We start from the raw sequence: 21,000 nt of genomic DNA on the forward strand, positions 1-21,000 counted from the left end.
TTGGGTTGCTAGCAGCAGCCGCCGCGCTTGCCGGCGCCGCCGTAGCGGGCTTCCTGGCGTTCGCGGAAGAATTCCTCGTAGGTCATGATGGGCTCATCGGGATGGGTGGCTTCCCGATGGCTCACATAGACGTCGTAGTCCGGCAGGCCCATCATCAGGCGCATGCTTTGCCCGAGGTAACGGCCGGCCTTGGCGATGTCGCCCAACATCACTGCACCTTGGGCGTCAGGACCATCGGGCTTTCCTGGGCGGTCGGCTTGTCGTTGGCGCGCGCCGCCAGCACGGTGCGCACGCCGAACACCAGCACGCTCAGCACGACGATGACGAAGAAGCCGGCCAGCGATGCATCCAGGTAATCGTTGAAGATAATCTGATGCATCTGCGCTACCGACTTGGCCGGCGCCAGCAGCTTGCCTTCATCCATGGCCGCCTGGTACTTGGCGGCGTGGGCCAGGAAGCCGACCTTGGGATTGGCGTCGAAGATCTTCTGCCAGCCCGCGGTCAGCGTGCACAGCAGCAACCACACGGTCGGGATCATCGTCACCCACGCGTACTTGCCGCGCTTCATCTTGAACAGCACGCAGGTGCCGAGGATCAGCGCGATCGCGGCCAGCATCTGGTTGGCGATGCCGAACAGCGGCCACAGCGTATTGATGCCGCCCAGCGGATCGACCACGCCCTGGTACAGGAAGTAGCCCCAGGCCGCCACGCACAGGCCGGTCGCGGTCAGGTTGGCGAACACGTTCTCGGTCTGCTTCATGGCCGGCACGAAGGCGCCCAGCAAGTCCTGCAGCATGAAGCGGCCGGCGCGGGTGCCGGCGTCGACGGCGGTCAGGATGAACAGCGCCTCGAACAGGATGGCGAAGTGGTACCAGAAGGCCATCATGGTCTGGCCGCCGATCACGTTCGACAGGATGTGGGCCATGCCGACCGCCAGGGTCGGGGCGCCGCCGGCGCGCGAGATGATGCTGTGCTCGCCGACATCCCTGGCGGTCTGCAGCAGCATTTCCGGCGTGACGTAGAAGCCCCACTGCGAGATCGCCGTCGCGGCCGACTCGGCGGTGGTGCCGATCAGCGCGGCCGGGCTGTTCATCGCGAAGTAGATGCCGGGCTCGATGGTCGAGGCGGCCACCAGCGCCATGATGGCGACGAACGATTCCATCAGCATCGCGCCGTAGCCGATGAAGCGGGCGTGGGTTTCATTCTCGATCATCTTCGGCGTGGTGCCCGACGCGATCAGCGCGTGGAAGCCGGACACGGCGCCGCAGGCGATGGTGATGAACAGGAAGGGGAACATCGAGCCCGACCAGACCGGGCCGGAGCCGTCGATGAACTTGGTGATGGCCGGCATTTTCAGGTAGGGCGCGACGACGATGATGCCGATCGCCAGGCCGACGATGGTGCCGATCTTGAGGAAGGTCGACAGGTAGTCGCGCGGCGCCAGCAGCAGCCACACCGGCAGCACCGAGGCGACGAAGCCGTAGCCGATCAGCATCCAGGTCAGCTCGGTGCCGGTGAAGTCGAACATCGGCGCCAGCGCCGCGTTTTCCTGCACGTACTGGCCGCCGAAGATGGCCGCCATCAGCAGGATGAAGCCGATGATCGACACTTCGCCGATGCGGCCGACGCGGATGTAGCGCGAGTACACGCCCATGAACAGCGCGATCGGGATGGTGGCCATCACGGTGAAGCTGCCCCACGGCGAATGGGTCAGCGCCTTGACCACGATCAGCGCCAGCACCGCCAGGATGATGACCATGATCATGAAGGTGCCCAGCAGCGCGATCATGCCGGGGATCTGGCCCAGCTCCGACTTGATCAGGTCGCCCAGCGAGCGGCCGTCGCGGCGCATGGAAATGAACAGCACGATGAAGTCCTGCACGGCGCCGGCGAACACCACGCCGGCCAGGATCCACAGCATGCCCGGCAGATAGCCCATCTGCGCGGCCAGCACCGGGCCGACCAGCGGACCGGCGCCGGCGATCGCCGCGAAGTGGTGGCCGAACAGCACGTACTTATTGGTCGGCACGTGATCGAGGCCATCGTTCAGCTTGTTGGCCGGGGTCATGCGGCGGGCGTCCAGTCCCAGCACCTTGTCGGCGATGTACAGGCTGTAGTAGCGGTAGGCGATCAGGTAAACGCAGACGGCGGCGATCACGATCCAGACGGCGCTGATCGACTCGCCGCGTTTCAAGGCGATCACGCCCAGCGCCGAAGCGCCGGCCAGCGCAAGCGCGGCCCAGCCCAGCTTGCTGGCCAGTGTCTGGCCTGTGGTTTGTAGAGCTTTCATGCTTCCTCCAAGGTTGTCCTCACTCCGGGGTCAGGTCCAGAATCCGGACATGAGCTCGTGTCCGGATTCTGGACCTGACCCCGGAGTGCGATGGTCGGGCGCTGCTTTGATGGGCATCCCGGCAGCTTATGATCAGTATTCACGAAGCTGATAACGGGGACAAGCGCACCAATACGCACTATCGGTGCGTACAACTACGTAGGTCCGGGGCGCCTCGGGGGCGTAGAATCGCGGCTACTAGCATGTTGGAGGAGCGCGGCATCATGAAGTTGCGGCAAAAAGTCATTTTCCTGGCCATCACGCCGCTGATCCTGGCGCTGTGCGCGATCGCCCTGGCGGTCCGGCACCAGTCCGTCCTGCTGGCCGAGCAGCAGCGCGCGACCATCCAGCAGGCCTACCTGAGCAGCAAGGAGGCCGAGCTCAAACACTACGTGGCGCTGGCCTCGCATTCGATCTCCCACCTCTACGAGTCGGGCCGCAACGATGCCGATACCCGCCTGGAGGCGATGCGCATCCTGTCCTCGCTCAGCTATGGCGACGATGGCTATTTCTTCCTCTACGATATGGACGGCAATACGCTGATGCACCCGCGCCAGCCCGAGCTGGTGGGCCAGAACCTGTTCGAGCTGCGCGACGACAAGGGCAGCCCGACCATCCAGAACCTGCTGCAGCGGGCCCGCGCGGGCGGCGGGCTGGAGCGCTATATGTGGATCAAGCCGTCCACCCACAAGCCGGTGGCCAAGCTGGGCTACGTGATCGCCATGCCGAAATGGGGCTGGATGATGGGCACCGGCATCTACCTGGACGACGTCGACCAGGCGCTGGCCAAGATCGACGTCCAGCAGTCCGCCAACATCCACAGCACCATGCTGTGGATCGCCGGCATCGCGATCGCCGCCGCGGTGGCGGTGGCCAGCTCCGGCCTGGCGCTGAACATCAGCGAGCTGCGCGTGGCCGACGCCAAGCTCAAGGTGCTGGCGCAGCGCGTGGTCGAGTCGCAGGAGGAGGAGCGGGCGCGGCTGTCGCGCGACTTGCATGACGGCATCAGCCAGTGGCTGGTGTCGATCAAGCTGCAGATCGAGGCCGGCATCGTCCGCCTGTCGTCCAGCAAGCCCGAGCAGCAGCAGGCGGCGCAGGCGATGTTCGAGCACGCGGCCGACCAGCTCAGCAACGTGATGGGCGAGGTGCGCCGCATTTCGCACAACCTGCGCCCGGCCATCCTGGACGACCTGGGCCTGGCGGCCGCGCTGCACCACCTCGGCCAGGAGTACACCCTCAGCAGCGGCACTCCGGTACACTTCGAGGCATCGGGCTGCACCGACGGCCTGTCCGACGTCGCCAACACCGTGTTGTTCCGGCTGTCGCAGGAAGCGCTGACCAATATCGAGCGCCACGCCGGCGCCAGCCGCATCGACATCAGCCTGGCGGAGGCGGCGGGCGGGGTCACGCTGCGCATCCAGGACGACGGCGCCGGCTTCGACGCCGACGGCATCGCCGAGCATCCCAAGCGCGGCATCGGATTGCGCAATATGATGGAGCGGATGGACGCCATCGGCGGCCGCTTCGACATCGTTTCCTCGGCCGGCGGCACGGTCGTGACCGCCTACGCCGGCAACCACGTATAAAGAATCGCCATGACAACTACGATCAAAATCCTGCTGGTCGACGACCACCCCCTGGTGCGCGACGGCCTGCGCGCGCGCCTGGAAGCCATGCCGCAGTTCGAGGTGGTGGCCGAGGCCGGCGGCGCTGCCGAGGCGCTGGAACAGGCGGCGCGCTGCGACATCGACCTGGTGTTGATGGATATTAATATGCGCGGCACCAACGGCATCGAGGCCACGGCCCAGTTCAAGCAAGCCTTCCCGCGCATCGCCGTGCTGATCCTGTCGATGCACGACAAGCTGGAATACGTGTCGCAGGCGATCCAGGCCGGCGCGCGCGGCTACGTGCTCAAGGACGCGCCCGGCAAGGACATCGTGGTCGCGATCGAGACCGTGATGTCCGGCGGCATCTATTACAGCGCCGCGCTGGCCCGCCAGCTGGCCCAGCCGCATACCCAGGACAACCAGCTGACCTCGCGCGAGCACGAGGTGCTGCGCCACATCGCCAACGGCGAATCGAACAAGCAGATCGCCCGCGCGCTCGACCTCAGCGTGCGCACCGTGGAAACCCACCGCCTCAATATCAAGCGCAAGCTGGGCATCGAAGGGCAGGCCGAATTGATACGGTTTGCCGTGCAACACGCGCAGTGAGCGCTATCAACCTTGCCCGTGTAGCAAAAAAGCCGACGCCCGCTTCTAATACAGTTGAGCAATTTCTAACTGTACGTGTTTGCACGGCAATATCTGATATATTCCAGTCCGACCGCAGATTATTGTAATTGTGTAAAAGAAAACGTTTCGCGTCGCAGTCGATTGGTCTTATACTGGTAATATTGATAATCACACTACTGTTCTCATGGTAATTGGTTGCTTTAAGTTAATAGCCGATCTAAGATTGCGCGCACAACTCCCGATGAGATATTGATGTCTGCGCCTGAAATCAGCCCGTTTCCACTGGTGGAATTACAAGCAGTGTCCAACGCTCACAACGAGTGGGTGGCCCTGACTTTCGAACTGTCCGCCGACGCGGGCGACGCCTTCCAGGCAGCGTTGACGCTGCTGAAGACGCCCGATGCCTTCGCCGCCTTGGCGCCGCTGGATTGCATCCTCGCCGTTCCGAATCCGCAACTGCTGGAACTGTCGCAACTGTCGACCTTGCCGGCCAACCGCATCATCCTGCGCGTGCCGGCCGCCACCTGCGCCGACGCCGCCGTGCAAAAGAAACTCGCCGGCTATGCCGAGGCGGGCTACCGCATCATGGTCGAGGGCGTGGCCGACGGCTCGGCCGCCACCATGTGCAGCGCCCGCGCGCTGATGGTCGACGCCTCGGTCGTCATGCCGCCGGTGCTGGCGCTGGTGGCCCAGCCCGGCCCGCACCTGGCCACCGGCATGCACAGCGAAGCGCGCATCGCCGAATGCGCCAAGGCCGGCTTCAGCTGGTTCACCGGCGACTTCGCGCTGCATCCGTCGCACGACATGAGCGTCGGCGACGGCACTTCGCGCAAGCGCCTGCTCGCGCTGCTGGGCCTGCTGGCCCGCGACGCCGACTCGCGCGAACTGGAAGTGCTGCTCAAGCAGGATCCGGCGCTGTCCTACCATTTGTTGAAACTGGTGAACTCGGCCGCGTTCGCGCTCAGCTCGCCGATCCACAGCTTCGGCCAGGCCATCAACGTGCTGGGCCGGCGCCAGCTGCAGCGCTGGCTGCAACTGCTGCTGTACGCGCGCCAGCAGGATGACGGCCTGTCCAATCCGCTGCTGCCGCTGGCGGCGGTGCGCGCGTCGCAAATGGAAGTGCTGAGCAAAGCGCTGGGCTGGGACCGCGACCAGCAGGACATGGCCTTCGTGGCCGGCGTGTTCTCGCTGCTGGACGTGCTGCTGGCCATGCCGATGACGGAAATCGTCGCCGCGCTCAGCCTCGACCTCGACGTCGTCATGGCGCTGCTGGACCGCGCCGGCCCGCTGGGCGAGCTGCTGCAGCTGGTCGAACGGCACGACAGCGCCAGCCTGGAGCAGGCCGGCATCGACCATGAAACCTATTGGCAAGCGCAGCTGCAGGCTTACCACTGGGCGATCCAGGTGAGCAGGAACATCTAAGCCATGCTCACGCATCCCGTCTCCGACTTCCTCACCAGCAGCGCGGCGCTATGCGACGCGGTGCTGCGCCTGCGCGGCCCCGCGCTGAGCGAGGAACTGGGGCGCATCGTGCGTGGCGTGCTCAACAGCCCACTGGGCGACTACCTGCCGGCCGATGCCGTCGCGCTGCTGCTGCATCCGCCGATCGAAGAAATCGTCGCCGCCAACGACGACGCCGTGCCCAGCCTGATCCAGGACATTTACTTCGACGACCAGTACTTCGGCCGCTTCGTGGTCTCGGGCCGCGCGCATTACAGCGAGACCGACCGCCAGCAACTGGCCAGCCTGGCCGGCCTGGCCGCCAGCGTGCTGCAGGTACACTCGGTCGCGCAGCGCTCCACGCACGCCTACGCGCAAATGGAAGCGCAGTTGCAGCACCAGGCGCAGATCCTCGACCAGATCCACGAATCCGTGCTGACGATGGACATGAACGGCTTCATCATCAGCTGGAACAAGGGCGCGGAACGGCTGTTCGGCTACAGCGCGGTCGAAGCGGTGGGGCGCAACATCCTGTTCCTGTACGACGACGAAGACATGAGCTTCGACGACCACTTCCTGGAGCAGGGCGGGCGGCTGATGGAAGTGCGGCGCAAGAAAAAATCCGGCGAAGTGTTCTGGGCCAGCCTGTCGCTATCGCCGCTGTGCGACATCAACGACCGCTCGGTCGGCCTGATCGCTTACCTGACCGACATCACCGAACGCAAGATGGCGGAGGAGCGCATCCACCACCTGGCCTACTACGACGCGCTGACCAGCCTGCCGAACCGCAGCCTGCTGACCAAGCTGGTCGACCAGGCGCTGATGGTCGCGCAGCGCAACAAAGAGCACGGCTGCATCCTGTTCATCGACCTCAACCGCTTCAAGCTGATCAACGACACCTTGGGCCGCAAGATCGGCGACGAACTGCTGGTCGAAGTCGCGCGCCGCTTCCGCACCGTGCTGCGCGACCAGGACCTGGTGGCGCGGCTGGGCGGCGACGAATTCGCGGTCGGCCTGTTCGACATCGGCCAGCATTTCGAAGCCAGCATGGTCGCGCAAAAACTGCTGGCCACGCTCAACACGCCGATCGTCATCGACGGCCACGATTTGCGCGTGGGCGGCAGCATCGGCATCAGCGTCTACCCGCAGGACGGCCACGACGCCGAAACGCTGCTGCGCCTGGCCGACATCGCCATGTACCGCGCCAAGCAGGAGGGCGGGGCGGAAGGCGATCACGTCGCCTTCTACAGCCAGGACATGAACCAGGGCATGCAGGAGCGCATGCGCATCGAATCGGGGCTGCGCCACGCGCTCGGCAACGGCGAGTTGCTGCTGCACTACCAGCCCAAGTACGCCATCGCCAGTGGCAAGATCATCGGCGCCGAAGCGCTGGTGCGCTGGCGTCACCCGGAGCGGGGCCTGGTGCCGCCGGCCGAATTCATCCCGCTGGCCGAAGCCACCGGGTTGGTGGTGCAGGTCGGCGAATGGGTGCTGGAAGCGGCCTGCGCACAGGCGCAGGTGTGGAAGGACGCGGGGTTGCCGCCGATCCGGCTGGCGGTCAACGTCTCGGCGCGCGAATTCACCTCGACCTTGCCGGGGCGGGTCACCGAGACGCTCAAGCGCTACGGGCTGGAACCTTCGTGGCTGGAGCTGGAAATCACCGAAAGCACGCTGATGCACAACATCGACCGCGTGATCGGCATCATGGACCGCATCACGGCCACCGGCGTGACCTTGTCGCTGGATGATTTCGGCACCGGGTATTCGAGCTTGTCGTACCTGAAGCGCTTCCCGATCGACACCTTGAAGATCGACCGCTCGTTCACGATCGGCATCCCTGGCGACGCCAATGATTGCGCGATTGCCAACACCATCATCAGCATCGCCCAGCAGCTCAAGCACAAGGTGATCGCCGAGGGCGTGGAGACGGTCGAGCAACTGGCGTTCCTGAAGAATTCGGGCTGCGACGAGGTGCAGGGGTATCTGTTCTCCAAGCCGCTGGATGCGGAAGCGTTCGAGCTGGCGCTGCGCGAGAACTGGTTGCCGGGGCAGGCCAGCCGGGCCGCTTGAGGGTTTTAGCCCCGATCAGGGGTGAAATCTGTATAATGCTGCACAACTTAGGAAGCGTGGCCGAGTGGTTGAAGGCACCAGTCTTGAAAACTGGCGATGGGTTAAACTGTTCGTGAGTTCGAATCTCACCGCTTCCGCCAAGAAATACAAAAAACTGCCAGCACTGAGCGCGATCTTGAGCGCGTTCAGGCTGGCGGTTTTTTTATTTCTTGGCGGAAGCGAGCAGGGCGCCTGCGCGCCCTGCGTGTGAGATTCGAAGGGCATGGCCCTGCAGGGCCATCCCGCTCCGAATCGCCCAACTGCTGTGCGCGCAGCGCACAGCCTCGAGCGCCGAAGGCGCGCGTTCCTCATCCATTCGATCCATCAACGGCTTAACTCGTGTCCATGTTTTGGACCTGCCCCGAGCCTGCGTGGAAAAAGCTCCGGCTGATTCATCTAATTGATATGCATTGCTGTGCAATCGGTGTGTAATGCATCTTTAGAACAACATTCCCGTTAAGCTAAAATGACCACAAGCAAGTCGCTCATATTGGCCATGCTCTGCTGCGTTATTCCCCTGGCGGCGGCAGCCCCGCTGCGTCAGACGCTGGCCGGCCCGGTGCAGGGCCTGGAACAGGATGGCATCCTCAGCTTCAAAGGCATTCCATATGCCGCCTCGCCCACCGGCCACCTGCGCTGGCAGCCGCCCGCGCCCGTGCAGCCGTGGAAGGCGGCGCGCAAGGCGGATGACTTCGGCCCCGCGTGTCCCCAGGCGGAGCCCATTCAGCCGCAGTCGGAAGATTGCCTGTCCCTCAACCTATGGACGCCGGCCCGCGCCGACGGCAAGCTGCCGGTCGCCGTGTGGATCCATGGCGGCGCCGGGATTGCCGGCGGCAGCCGGCAGCGCGGGTACGACGGCGCCAATTTCGCACGCGACGGCGTGATCCTGGTCTCGATCAACTACCGCATCGGCCGGCTGGGCTTTTTTGCCTATGATGAACTGGAAGGCAAAGGCGGCAATTTCGGCTATATGGACATGGTGGCCGCCTTGCGCTGGGTACGCGACAACATCGCCAGCTTCGGCGGCGATCCCGGGCGGGTGACAATCTTCGGCGAGTCCTCCGGCGCCATGGCCGTGACTGCCCTCATGACCATGCCGGAGGCGCGGGGCTTGTTTGCCGCCGCCATTGCCGAATCGGGCGGGGAAGGCCAGATGTCGCCGCTGGCCGATGCCATCGCGGCCGGGCAACGTTTCGCCGCTTCCGTCGGCGCCCGCGATCTGGCGGAGCTGCGCGCTTTGCCGGCCTCCGCCATCGTGGGGCAGCTGGGATATGACGCGCTGGGCCGCGAGGTGCGCGACGGCTTGTTCGGTTCCGTGATGCTGGACGGGCGTACCTTGCGCGAACAGCCTGGGCAGGTGTTCAAGCAGGGGCGCGAAGCCCAGGTTCCCTATCTGTCCGGCGCCAACAGCCGGGAAGAGGCGCCTTATCCGCCGGAGTTCTATGGCAGCCAGGCCGCCGAAGCCGAGCTGTCCCGGCTGCTCCAAGCCTACCCGGCCCAAGCCGCCGCCGCCCGGATCGTGTACGACCTGGAGCACGTCGGCGCCGCCGAGACGCTGGTGCAGATACTGTCCGACAGCGGCTATGTGGAAGCGGCACGCTACTATGCGCGGCAGCATCGGCCATCGTGGAGCTATCGCTTCTCCTATGTCGCCAGCAAGGACCGGGCGACGCTGCCCGGCGCGCCGCATGCATCGGAAATAGCCTACGTCTTCGACAATCTGGACGCGGCGGCTAGTACGGAGGACAAGGCCGTCGGCGCTGCGGTCCATGGCGCCTGGGTGCGCTTCATGAAGCAGGGCGATCCGGGCTGGGCGTCGTTCAATGGGCCGGACGAACCGCTGATGGATTTTGGCGTCGCCGGTTCGGCGGCGGGGCCGGATCCGCGCCGCGCGCGCCTGGACGTTATCTCCAGCGCCAAGGGGCGTTAGCGGAGCGCGAAAGCATCCCGACAGCTGCGGCCGGCGCATCGCAGGGACTAACGCCAGTGGACAAGGGATTCAGTTGCCAGCACGCTGAAAAACGAAGCAGCAATTGGGCGCCATGTTAAAGGCCTAGGGCGCATTGAGAGGATCGAAAATGCCCAGCGCGATGCCGGGCAAGCCGGATCAACCGAAAGTGAACGCGAAGGTTTGCGCGCCCTTGTCCAGGAAGCGCACCTCGAAGCGCCGCTGTTTTACCCTACCGGCCTGGCGCACCAATTGATACAAGCGGGTCGCATCGACCACGCCGTTGCCATCGGCATCGATGTCGGCGCCATGGTCGGCGCCGGGAGCGCGGCCGTCGAGCGTGACTTTGATCCTGACCTTGCCGCCGGGCGTGCCGGGCCCCATCACCAGGTGCAGGTCGCGCGCGCTGAACTGATGCACCAGCGCGGCGCCTGGCTCGTCGGGTACGGCGCTCTCCGCACCGACCACCCAGCGGCCGGACAGGCCCCACTGGTTCAGGCCCAACTGGTCGACCGCATAAGTCTGCGGACGGTCTTCGAGCAGCTTCGGCGTCGAGCGGAAACCGGATGCCTTGCTGTAGCCCACGTACGCCTCATCCGATCCCACGCTCGCCAGGTCGGGCGCCATCTGCTCGCCGTTCGCCGCTGGATTGACCAGCTTGCCATCGGCCGCGCCGAGGCCCGCTTCCGCCAGCAGCGATTGAATCGCCCGCTCCATGGTGTCGTATCCGCCCTCGCCGAACTGGTGATGGCGAATCTTGCCGTTGGCATCGACCAGGTACAGCGCCGGCCAGTAACGGTTGCCCCACGCCTGCCAGATTTTCTGATTGCTGTCGACTGCGACCGGATAGTCGATCTGGAAGCGGCCGACGGCGGCGTTGATGTTGACCAGGTCTTCCTCGAACTTGAACTCAGGCGTGTGCACGCCGACCACCACCAGGCCCTGGTCGCGGTACTTTGCCGCCCAGGCGCGGATATGGGGCACCGTGCGGATACAGTTGATGCACGAGTAGGTCCAGAAATCGACCAGCACGACTTTGCCGCGTAATTGCTGCGGCGACAGCGGCGCCGAATTGAGCCAGGTCGTCGCGCCATTGAAGCCTGCCATCCGGCCTTCGACCGGCAAGCTGCTGCGGATCGGCGCCGGTTCCGCCGACGCCGCATTCGTGCCTGCGACGGCCAGCATGGCTAGCGCGCTAGCGGCGGCGGTAAGGGCAGCGATGATCGACCAGCGGCGTGTGTTCATTGTTGGAGTGCGTGTATTCATTGTCGAGACCCACGATAGATTGTCGTTTTTAACCGAAAGCCACCTGTTTTAGGAGGCTATTTAAGCGTATGCGATTAATATTACATCGAATCCGATTAAATCGGAAGAGAATTTTATCGATATGCAGTTAGCTATCGCCAGCAAACGATTCAAGCTGGCCGGGTTCATCCCTTCGTACGAGATCAGATTAGCGTCTCCGTCACGGACTCGGCCATCGCCAACGGACTATCGCAATCTGCCAAGCTTCTGGGTATGATGCAGAAAGATTAACAAGAAAATCGTTGAGTAAAGACCTGGGAGCTAGTAGCTTTTTATATGAATATTTTCAGAGCATTATTCGGTAAGGCAAAAACACCGGTCCACGTCAATTCCGCAGTGCGTACAGCGGAGAGCTCCCTTCCCGCGGCCGGTGAGCCGCCAACAGATACGACCCCAAGCTATCTGGCACCCGCAATCTGGATTGCCCGTAATGCGGATACAGTAAGCGATTTGGAGGAGGGCTGTCGCCACTACTCAGGTTACGTGCGCGAAGCGGCGCTCCGACGGTGTGTCGAACTGGCATGGCCAGAATCGCTGCCGCTAGTCGTCGATCGTCTCAACGACTGGGTACCGCAAATCCGCGATCTGGCAAGACAAGCGTTGATGACGCTGTTGCCATTCGTCTCCGCTCCGCAGTTATTATCTGTGCTGCCGCCTATACTGCGATTGCACAGTGCAGGACGAGTCAATCACGGCGAATGGATGAAGCAATTTGAGCTCGCGTTGATCCAAACTGTCGCCGCCGGTGAATTAGTCGCGGCGGCGCAAGGTCCTGATGTGAAAGTTGCCCGCGCGTGCGTGCAGATCCTCGACAGGTACGAACTGCTCGAAGCGACAGCGTTGATCGAGCTGATCTTGAGTCGGAATGACGACATCGTCCTCGCGAACCATGCCGCTGAACTTTGTGCGAGACTACCGCGTGAAAAACAAGGTGCGCAGTATCGCATGGCGGCCAGATCGCACTTCGGGTCGGTCAGGACCATTGCAATCAGAGCGTTATTGGCAATGGAGGACGAGTTGCGTTTGGCGATCGCGATAGATGCTTTGAGCGACGTCCAAGCGTCGGTACGCTCGGTTGCAATGAGCTACCTTGCTCCGCTGGATTTTGACTTGCGCGCACACTATCGCAATATTCTCCAGCAGCAATGCCATGTGACGAAGGTAGTGCGTATCTCGCTGTCTGCGCTGGCAAGTCTGCGTCACAAGGATGATGTCGGACTAGTCCAGTCCTTCCTGGATAGCGACCGCATCTCGATACGCCTGGCTGCGCTGGCCGCGTGGGCAAAGTTGGCGGAACATGACAAGGACCTTGTGGCCAGCCGAGCTTTGGCCGATGCGGCGCCTGGTATTCGAAGGTTCGCTTTACAGCTGGTTCGCAAGCACGGGGCTTACATGCCGTTCACAACGATTCAGAGCAGGCTGGAGGAACTTGGGGATGTTGAGTTGCTGCTGCTGTTTGCTGAAAGCAAAAAATGGATCTGGCTGGATTGCATCGCGCGCTTAAGTCTGCAACGTAGTGTTGAGGAATCAATCAACCTGAGGTTGGATCGTTCTTTGAAAGAATGGATGCAGACGTCGGGACGTTGGTATGAGCAGCCCGATGCCGGGCAATTGGCGTACTTGTCATCGGAGCCTGTTATTTCCAGTCTGGCGAAACTGCTTGGAAGTTCGCCAGACCGTTATGCGCATTTGCGGGAAGTGCTGGCCCACCACGGACTGCCTGTCATTATCGCCAGGTGATGATCCCCACGCTTGCCAGCCGCTCGAAATGGGCGGCGATCAGCGCTTGCGGTATGGGCATGTAGCGGCCGGTGATGATGTCGCGGATGTCGGTGATCGAGCGTTTGCCATCGGCCAGGTTCATCGCTTCGTATAACATCAGGTCCGCGTCTCCTTCGCGGAACTCGGGCATCGCCGGCAGGGATGCTTCGTCTTTGTCTCGCTCTGCCAACGTGGCGCTGACGTGGTCGTAGTAGTAGATGCCGAGCGGGCCGCGCACGGTGGGTGCGGGCACCGGCACGCGCGCGTCGACGGTTGTCGATGCAGGCAGCGTCACGCCATGGGCTTTCAACTGATCGGTTAGCGTGTTGGCGGCTGCGTTCGTGGCGGGCCAACGTCGAGCCACTGTTTGTAGTTTGGTGCGATTCATCGTCAGTGTTTCGCGCACGGCCAATGCGCCGTCGCGCGGATTGTCGCTGAGCGCCATGCGCAGGCGTGCCTGCGCCAGTTCCTGCTCGCCGTCGTAGCGCGCCATGGTCAGCAGGCGCGGGGCCTCGGCGTCGGGCAGCGCGGCCAGCGTGTAGGCGATGCCCGCGCCCAGATACGTCACGCGCCCCAGCTTGGTGGCGTCGAGATTCTCCGGCTGGTCCTTGCTGGTGTGGATGGTGACGTCCGGCCAGTCGTGGAAGTACAGCATCGGCACACCCCAGCCGGACGACTGGAACACTTCATGATCGCTGCCCAGTTCCATCGGCCGCATGTCGCCGATGAAGACGTCGCGTGAGCCGCCCGGCGTGGCGAAGCCGGCGTAGGGATCGCCGCCGCGTTCCGCATACTGCGCGGAAGCCTTGGTCACTTCGTCGAAGAAGGCCTTGCCGATATCGTTGAGCACATGCGGCAGCGTCTGCGCGGTGCGCGACAGGTGGAAGGTGCTGTGCGTGGTGCCGAGCAGCGCGCCGACCATGTCCATATGGATGCCGCCGACGATCTTGCCCTTCAGCTCGGGATGGCTGGCCAGCCACGCTTGCGATCCCGCGATCTCCGGCGTCCACAGGAAGCGGATGGTGAGGCGCGGCCGCGCGATGGCGCCGGATTGAATCGCCCGGTTGAGCGTGCGCGCCACTTGCAGGATGGCGGCGCTGCCGGAGGCGTTGTCGTTGGCGCCGGCCGATTGGTGGCACAGGTGCGCCGTCAGCACGACTTCGCCTGCGGATGGATCGCTGCCGGGGATGGTGGCGCTGACCACGTCCAGCGAGGCTGGCGTCATCTGCGCGTGGACCACGGCGTGCATGCTGATCTTCTCGGCTGCGGCCAGGCGTGCGCGGTAGGCGTTGGCCTGGCGTTTGGACAGCATGAAGGCAAAGCTGTTCTTGGTTTGGTACGGCGACAGGTGGCCCCAGCGCACCAGATCCTGGTCGTCGCCGGACCACGCGGTGGTCTGGTTTGGATAGTCGGACAGGATGCCGAGCGCGCCACGTTCCTCGACCGCCTGCTTGTGCACCAGCGGCAGCGGGCCGCTGGCCAGCACCAGTTTTCCTTTGACATCCAGGCCCTGATAGTCGGCGGCGGACGCGCCGCTGCCGACGCTAACCAGTTCCGCCTTGACGTCGGCGTTCTGGCTGTAATCGGCCAGCGCCACCGGCAGCTCCGGGAAGCGGGCCACGGGCCGGCTGTTCGGGCCTATTTCATCCAGCTGCGCCGACTTGGCGTCCCAGCCGAGATAGCTGCGGAAGTGCGCGTACCTGGTCTTGCCATCCGACGGAAAATGTTCGACCACCGCGTCGCGCATGCCGGCCGCCTGCGCCTGTTCCTGCACCCACTTGGCCGCCGCCGCGTAGCCGGGCGAGCCGTGCACGCGGTGGTAGCGGCCCAGCGTGCGCACGGTCTCCAGCGCGGCCTGACCGTCGATCTCGGCGTGGATGGCGGCGGGCACGGCGTCCGGCCAGAAGGGGATGTGGCGTTCCGCGGCGCCGGCCGTCGAAACGGCAAGCAATATGACGAGCAAGGACGAATGCTTGGACAAGTGTGGCTCCTGACCGATGAGGTGGCTAATCAGGCCATACTGTCACAGCATTGCGCCTGATGCAACGATGGCGTCGGCGCGGGCGTAGCGGCCGGGCGGCAGGCCGACGTGGCGGCTGAACGCCGTGCTGAAGGCGCTGGCCGAGCCATAGCCGACGCGCTCGGCGACTTCGGTGAGCCCTATGTCCTGACTGCGCAGCAAGTCCTTCGCCACTGCCATGCGCCAGGCGAGCAGATATTCCATCGGCGGCAGTCCCACTGCTTCGGTGAAGCGTTCATAGAATGCGGAGCGCGACAACGCCGCCTTCTTCGCCAGTTGCTCGACCGTCCAGCCATGCGCGGGATCGCCGTGCATGTGACGCATCGCCGCCGCCAGCCGCGCGTCCGCCAGGCCGCGCAGCAGGCCGGGCGGGGAGTCCGTCGCCGAGGTCCAGCGCAATGCTTCAATCAGCAGCACTTCCACCAGGCGCGTGAGCACCAGGTCGCGGCCGGCCTGCTGCCCGCTCGATTCCTCGCCGACCATCTTCACCAGCAGCGCCAGGCGCTCGGCGCCGCGCACATGCATTTGCGCCGGCAATAGCGATACCAGCAATCCCGCATCGGGCGAGTCGAAGATGAAGTAGCCGCCCAGCAGGCGGACGTCTGGCGGACCGTCGGGCGCGCCGTGACGCACGTCTTCGGTCGGCGCGGGCGCCACCTTGGGATCGATCTGTACCGGTGTCGCCGGTTCGAAGCCGGACATCGTAAATCCGGGCGTGGAAGGCAGCAGCACGAAGTCGCCCGCTTCGAGCGTGAGCGCCGGCTGGCCGTCCACCGCCAACAGGCAGCTGCCCTCCAGCACCGCGCAGAAGCTCGGCTGGCCAAAGTCGGAGTAGCGCACACCCCAACGCCCGGCGCCGCTGATTTCCTTGGAGAACACGGTGCGCGGCCGCAGCAGCGTGATGACCGCTGTGAGTGGATCGATCATGTTTGGACGATTGATAACTAAATTTGGATATTGGATTATAGATCATCCTGATCAATGCCATTAAAGTGACTCCATCGAAACCACCAAGGAAACACCATGAAAACAGTACTGATTACCGGTTGCTCGTCCGGCTACGGCCTGGAGACCGCGCGTCATTTCCATGCGCAGGGTTGGAACGTGATCGCCACCATGCGCACACCGCGCGAGGGCTTGTTCGAGCCATCCGACCGGCTGCGCGTGCTGGCGCTCGATGTGACCAAGCCCGAAAGCATCGCCGCCGTGCTGGAAGCCAGCGGACCTATCGATGTACTGGTCAATAACGCCGGCATCGGGCTGTTTGGCGCCTTCGAGGCCACGCCGATGGCGACGGTGCGCGAGGTGTTCGAGACGAATACCTTCGGCACCATGGCGATGACGCAGGCGGTGCTGCCGCAGTTCCGCGCACGCCAATCCGGTGTGGTGGTGAATGTGACGTCGAGCGCCACGCTGACGCCGATGCCGATGGTGGCCGCCTACACCGCAAGCAAGGTCGCGGTCGAAGGCTTTACCGCGTCGCTGGCGTTCGAGCTGGAGGCCTTCGGCGTGCGCGTCAAACTGGTCGAGCCGGGCTATGGACCGACGACCGCCTTTACCAACAACACCGGCTCGCGCATGGACGGTTTGATTCCCGAGGCGTATGCGCCATTTGCGCAATCCATCTTCGCCGCATTCACTCAACCGTCGGCGGTCACCACCGAGGCCGATGTCGCCGTAGCGGTGCTGCGCGCCGCGAACGATGAGACGGGACAGCTTCATTTTCCGGCCGGCGCCGACGCCGTCGCGCTGGCGGCCAGGCGCTCCAACAGTGTTTAACCTTCAGCGGTAATGCATCTACTATCGGTGTTGATGTTTCATTGTCACGTATATCAGCCTAAGGATACGCACAAGATGAACGACCTCAGCGATATCAGCATTACCCGGCGCAATCTGTTAATCGCGGGCGCGCTGTCCGCCACGTCGGCGGCAGTGCCGCTGACGGCGGAAGCACAGGTGCCGGCAGGCGCCAGTCCGCCGCCATCCATCAACAAATTTTCCTTTCAAGTCAACGGCAAGCAGCACGCGCTGGAGGTCGACACGCGCACCACGCTGCTCGATGCCCTGCGTGAACATCTGCATCTGACCGGCACCAAGAAAGGCTGCGACCACGGCCAGTGCGGCGCCTGCACCGTCATCGTCGATGGCCGGCGCATCAATTCCTGCCTGACTCTTGCGGTGATGCATGACGGCGCCAAGATCACCACCATCGAAGGCCTCGGCACGCCGACCAAGCTGCATGCGATGCAGGCCGCCTTCGTCAAGCATGACGGCTACCAGTGCGGCTACTGTACGCCGGGGCAGATCTGTTCCGCCGTGGCGGCGCTGGATGAAATCAAGCAAGGCATTCCCAGCCATGTGAGCGCGGACCTGAACGCGCGCCCGCTGGTAAGCGCCGAGGAACTGCGTGAGCGCATGAGCGGCAACATCTGCCGCTGTGGCGCCTACTCCAACATCATCGATGCCATCACCGAAGTGGCGGGGAGGGCGGCATGAGAGCCTTCACTTACCAGCGCGCGAAGACGCCCGCCGAAGCCGCCACCGCTGCGGCGCGCACGCCGGGCGCCAGGTTCATCGCCGGCGGTACCAACCTGCTGGACCTGATGAAGCTGGAGATCGAGACCCCCACCCACTTGATCGACGTGAACGGCCTGGAGCTCGACAAGATCGAGCAAACCTCGCAAGGCGGCTTGCGCATCGGCGCGCTGGTGCGCAACACCGACCTGGCCGCCAACGAGCGCGTGCGGCGCGACTATGCGGTGCTGTCGCGCGCCTTGCTGGCCGGGGCGTCGGCGCAGTTGCGCAACAAGGCGACCACGGCGGGCAACCTGCTGCAGCGCACGCGCTGTCCATACTTCTACGATACCAATCAGCCGTGCAACAAGCGGCAGCCTGGCAGCGGTTGTTCGGCCATCGGCGGCTACAGCCGCAATCACGCCATCCTTGGCGCCAGCGAGGCGTGTATCGCCACGCATCCCAGCGATATGGCGGTGGCCATGCAACTGCTGGACGCCGGCGTGGAGACCGTGCGTCCCGATGGCTCGACGCGCACCATTCCCATCGCCGACTTCCACCGCCTGCCGGGCAGCACGCCGCATATCGAGACCGCGCTGGCACCGGGCGAACTGATCACCGGCGTGACCCTGCCCAAGCCGTTCGGCGGCACGCATGTGTACCGCAAGGTGCGCGACCGTGCGTCCTATGCGTTCGCGCTGATCTCGGTGGCCGCCATCGTGCAGGCGGACGGCAGCGGGCGCGTCGCGTTGGGTGGCGTCGCGCACAAGCCGTGGCGCATGCCGGCGGCCGACGCCAGCATGCCGCAGGGCGCCAAGGCGGTGGCGGAGCAGTTGCTGGCCGGCGCCAAACCGAGCGCCGAGAGCGCGTTCAAGATACCGCTGGTGCAGCGCACGCTGGTGTCGGTGCTGGCCGAAGCGAAGAAAGGCTGATCCCATGAAATTCACTACGCCCGCCACCACCAATCCCATCGATCAGCTCAAGGTCGTCGGCCGCGCCACGGACCGGATCGACGGCCCGCTCAAGACCACCGGCACCGCGCCGTATGCCTACGAACACCAGACCCCGAACCCAGCCTACGGCTATGTGATCGGCGCCGCCATCGCCAAGGGACGCATCGTCTCCATGGATGTGAGCGAAGCCAAACGCGCGCCCGGCGTGCTGGCCATTGTCACGGCGGAGAACGCGGGCAAGCTGGGCAAGGGGAACTTCAATACCGCCAAGCTGCTCGGCGGGCCGGAGATCCAGCACTACCATCAAGCGATAGGCCTGGTGGTGGCGGAGACCTTCGAGCAGGCGCGGGCCGCCGCGGCGCTGGTGCACGTCAAGTACGACAAACAAAAGGGCGCTTACGACCTGGCGCGCGCCAAGGATACGGCCAAGGTGCCATCCGAAAAGGATAACAAGGACAGCAAGGTCGGCGACTTCGCCGGCGCATTCGCAGCGTCGCCGGTGCGGCTGGACGCCAGCTACACCACGCCCGACCAGTCGCACGCGATGATGGAGCCGCATGCCACCATCGCGGCCTGGGATGGCGAAAAGGTCACGCTGTGGACCGCGAACCAGATGGTGGACTGGAGCCGTGGCGACGTGGCCAAGACGCTAGGTATCTCCAAGGAGAACGTGAGGCTGGTGTCGCCGTATATCGGCGGCGGTTTCGGCGGCAAGCTGTTCCTGCGCTCGGAAGCGTTGCTGGCAGCGCTGGGCGCGAAGGCGGCGCAGCGCCCGGTCAAGGTGGCGCTGGCGCGTCCCATGATGATCAACAACACCACACACCGGCCGGCGACGATACAACGTATCCGCATCGGCGCCAGCAGGGAGGGCAAGATCAGCGCCATCGGCCATGAGAGCTGGTCGGGCGACCTGCCCGGCGGCGGCCCGGAGACGGCGGTGCAGCAGACCAAGCTGTTGTACGCGGGCCCCAACCGCATGACGAAGATGCGGCTGGCCGTGCTCGATCTGCCCGAGGGAAACGCGATGCGCGCGCCGGGCGAGGCGCCGGGCCTGATGGCGCTGGAGATCGCGATGGACGAGATGGCCGAGAAGCTGAAGATCGATCCGGTCACCTTCCGCATCATCAACGACACGACGGTGGATCCATCCAAGCGCGAACGAAAATTTTCGCAGCGCCGGCTGGTCGAGTGCCTGCGCACCGGTGCCGACAAGTTTGGCTGGAGCACGCGCAGTCCGCAGCCCGCCAAGATGCGCGACGGCCGCTGGCTGGTCGGCATGGGCATGGCGGCGGCGTTCCGCAACAACCTGGTGCAGAAGTCGGCGGCGCGCGTGCGGCTGGACGGCAAGGGCATCGTCACGGTCGAAACCGATATGACCGACATCGGCACCGGCACCTACACCATCATCGCGCAGACCGCCGCCGAGATGATGGGCGTGACGCTGGACCAGGTGGTGGTGAAGCTGGGCGATTCGGACTTTCCGGTGTCGGCCGGTTCCGGCGGGCAGTGGGGCGCCAACAGTTCGACCGCGGGCGTGTACGCGGCCTGCGTCAAGCTGCGCGAGGCGGTGGCGCAGAAGCTGGGCGTGAATCCGGCCGAGGCGGAATTCGTCGATGGCACGGTGCGCGCCGGTGGCCGCTCGCAGGTCTTGCGCAAGGCGGCCGAGGGCGGCGATCTGGTTGCCGAGGATGTGATGGAGTACGGCGACCTGGACAAGAAATTCCAGCAATCGACCTTTGGCGCGCACTTCGTCGAGGTCGGCGTCGATGCCGCCACCGGCGAGACGCGCGTGCGGCGCATGCTGGCCGTGTGCGCGGCGGGCCGCATCCTCAATCCCAAGTCGGCGCGCAGCCAGGTGATCGGCGCGATGACGATGGGCGTCGGCGCGGCCTTGATGGAGGATCTGGTGATCGACAAGCGCACAGGCTTCTTCGTCAACCACGACCTGGCCAGCTACGAGGTGCCGGTGCACGCCGACATTCCGCACCAGGAGGTGATCTTCCTTGAGGAAAACGATCCGGTCTCTTCACCGATGAAAGCCAAGGGTGTGGGCGAGCTGGGCATCTGCGGCGTGGCGGCGGCGATCGCCAATGCCGTCTACAACGCCACCGGCGTGCGCGTGCGCGACTATCCGGTCACGCTCGATAAGCTGCTGGCAAAAATGCCTGCGGTGTGATTGTGCTATCCTGTACTGACACTTTGTAAGGGGGATATCATGCCTGCTTCCCATGACACCTACACTCGTCGGCAAGGTCTCAAAAAAACCTACGATGTCGAATATACGGCATTGCATTACAGGATTTCCTTGGGCAATAAAGTGCTCAAGGATATACATCTTGACCTTCAAACCGTACCCGTTGTTGATACCGAGATCGCGTGGCGACACG

At 64.2% G+C, this 21,000-nt stretch carries 15 protein-coding genes and 1 tRNA gene; 11 read left to right on the forward strand and 5 right to left on the reverse strand.

Annotated features, from left to right (window positions below):
- Positions 1–8: 8 nt before the first annotated feature.
- Both ACEN9F_RS28390 and ACEN9F_RS28395 read right to left on the reverse strand, forming a co-directional pair.
- The gene (locus ACEN9F_RS28390; protein ID WP_413425614.1) at positions 9–209 is read right to left on the reverse strand and encodes a YbdD/YjiX family protein; all 201 of its coding nucleotides are present in this window, start codon (positions 207–209) and stop codon (positions 9–11) included.
- The gene (locus ACEN9F_RS28395) at positions 209–2,290 is read right to left on the reverse strand and encodes a carbon starvation CstA family protein (protein WP_413425616.1); all 2,082 of its coding nucleotides are present in this window, start codon (positions 2,288–2,290) and stop codon (positions 209–211) included. Before ACEN9F_RS28395 ends, ACEN9F_RS28390 begins: the two co-directional genes overlap by 1 nt.
- Positions 2,291–2,553: 263 nt before the next feature.
- Between ACEN9F_RS28395 and ACEN9F_RS28400 the strand changes: the two genes are divergently transcribed.
- The 6 genes from ACEN9F_RS28400 to ACEN9F_RS28425 all read left to right on the forward strand — a co-directional run bounded on the left by ACEN9F_RS28400 (position 2,554) and on the right by ACEN9F_RS28425 (position 10,042).
- The gene (locus tag ACEN9F_RS28400; protein WP_413425618.1) at positions 2,554–3,915 is read left to right on the forward strand and encodes a cache domain-containing protein; all 1,362 of its coding nucleotides are present in this window, start codon (positions 2,554–2,556) and stop codon (positions 3,913–3,915) included.
- Positions 3,916–3,924: 9 nt separating this feature from the next.
- Positions 3,925–4,542 (forward strand): response regulator, encoded by a 618-nt coding sequence (locus ACEN9F_RS28405; protein WP_413425620.1) that lies wholly within the window; start codon positions 3,925–3,927, stop codon positions 4,540–4,542.
- Between the two features lie 273 nt (positions 4,543–4,815).
- A complete protein-coding gene (locus ACEN9F_RS28410) occupies positions 4,816–5,985 on the forward strand; it encodes an EAL and HDOD domain-containing protein (protein ID WP_413425622.1) in 1,170 nt (389 codons plus the stop codon).
- A 3-nt stretch (positions 5,986–5,988) separates the two neighbouring features.
- Positions 5,989–8,073, forward strand: coding sequence for a putative bifunctional diguanylate cyclase/phosphodiesterase (locus ACEN9F_RS28415; protein ID WP_413425624.1), 2,085 nt, complete (start codon positions 5,989–5,991; stop codon positions 8,071–8,073).
- Positions 8,074–8,123: 50 nt separating this feature from the next.
- Positions 8,124–8,213 (forward strand) — tRNA-Ser (locus ACEN9F_RS28420).
- 365 nt (positions 8,214–8,578) lie between these two features.
- Positions 8,579–10,042 carry a carboxylesterase/lipase family protein gene (locus ACEN9F_RS28425; protein WP_413425626.1) on the forward strand — a complete coding sequence of 488 codons (1,464 nt, stop codon included), beginning with the start codon at positions 8,579–8,581 and terminating at the stop codon, positions 10,040–10,042.
- A gap of 177 nt (positions 10,043–10,219) precedes the next feature.
- Here the strand turns inward: ACEN9F_RS28425 and ACEN9F_RS28430 are convergent, their stop codons facing one another.
- Positions 10,220–11,305 (reverse strand): thioredoxin family protein, encoded by a 1,086-nt coding sequence (locus ACEN9F_RS28430; RefSeq protein ID WP_413425628.1) that lies wholly within the window; start codon positions 11,303–11,305, stop codon positions 10,220–10,222.
- Positions 11,306–11,641: 336 nt separating this feature from the next.
- Here ACEN9F_RS28430 and ACEN9F_RS28435 point away from each other — a divergent pair, with 336 nt between their 5' ends.
- A complete protein-coding gene (locus ACEN9F_RS28435; RefSeq protein ID WP_413425630.1) occupies positions 11,642–13,105 on the forward strand; it encodes a hypothetical protein in 1,464 nt (487 codons plus the stop codon).
- Here the strand turns inward: ACEN9F_RS28435 and ACEN9F_RS28440 are convergent.
- Both ACEN9F_RS28440 and ACEN9F_RS28445 read right to left on the reverse strand, forming a co-directional pair.
- On the reverse strand, positions 13,092–15,107 hold the full coding sequence (locus tag ACEN9F_RS28440) for a DUF4910 domain-containing protein (protein ID WP_413425632.1): 2,016 nt from the start codon (positions 15,105–15,107) through the stop codon (positions 13,092–13,094). The two genes, ACEN9F_RS28435 and ACEN9F_RS28440, sit on opposite strands and share 14 nt — an antisense overlap.
- A gap of 42 nt (positions 15,108–15,149) precedes the next feature.
- A complete protein-coding gene (locus ACEN9F_RS28445) occupies positions 15,150–16,073 on the reverse strand; it encodes an AraC family transcriptional regulator (RefSeq protein ID WP_413425634.1) in 924 nt (307 codons plus the stop codon).
- Between the two features lie 96 nt (positions 16,074–16,169).
- On the opposite strand from ACEN9F_RS28445, the gene ACEN9F_RS28450 reads away from it, so the two are divergent.
- The 4 genes from ACEN9F_RS28450 to paoC all read left to right on the forward strand — a co-directional run bounded on the left by ACEN9F_RS28450 (position 16,170) and on the right by paoC (position 20,789).
- Positions 16,170–16,925: an SDR family oxidoreductase gene (locus ACEN9F_RS28450; protein ID WP_413425636.1), complete on the forward strand. Its 756-nt coding sequence runs from the start codon at positions 16,170–16,172 to the stop codon at positions 16,923–16,925.
- A 75-nt stretch (positions 16,926–17,000) separates the two neighbouring features.
- Positions 17,001–17,642, forward strand: a complete 642-nt coding sequence (gene paoA, locus ACEN9F_RS28455) for an aldehyde dehydrogenase iron-sulfur subunit PaoA (protein WP_413425638.1) — start codon at positions 17,001–17,003, stop codon at positions 17,640–17,642.
- Positions 17,639–18,592 (forward strand): FAD binding domain-containing protein, encoded by a 954-nt coding sequence (locus tag ACEN9F_RS28460; RefSeq protein WP_413425640.1) that lies wholly within the window; start codon positions 17,639–17,641, stop codon positions 18,590–18,592. The genes paoA and ACEN9F_RS28460 overlap by 4 nt, the downstream gene beginning before the upstream one ends.
- A 4-nt stretch (positions 18,593–18,596) precedes the next feature.
- Positions 18,597–20,789 (forward strand): aldehyde oxidoreductase molybdenum-binding subunit PaoC, encoded by a 2,193-nt coding sequence (gene paoC, locus ACEN9F_RS28465; protein WP_413425642.1) that lies wholly within the window; start codon positions 18,597–18,599, stop codon positions 20,787–20,789.
- Positions 20,790–21,000: the final 211 nt, after the last annotated feature.

Origin of the sequence: Duganella sp. CT11-25, from assembly GCF_047302815.1 — a bacterium.
Lineage (GTDB): Bacteria > Pseudomonadota > Gammaproteobacteria > Burkholderiales > Burkholderiaceae_D > Rugamonas.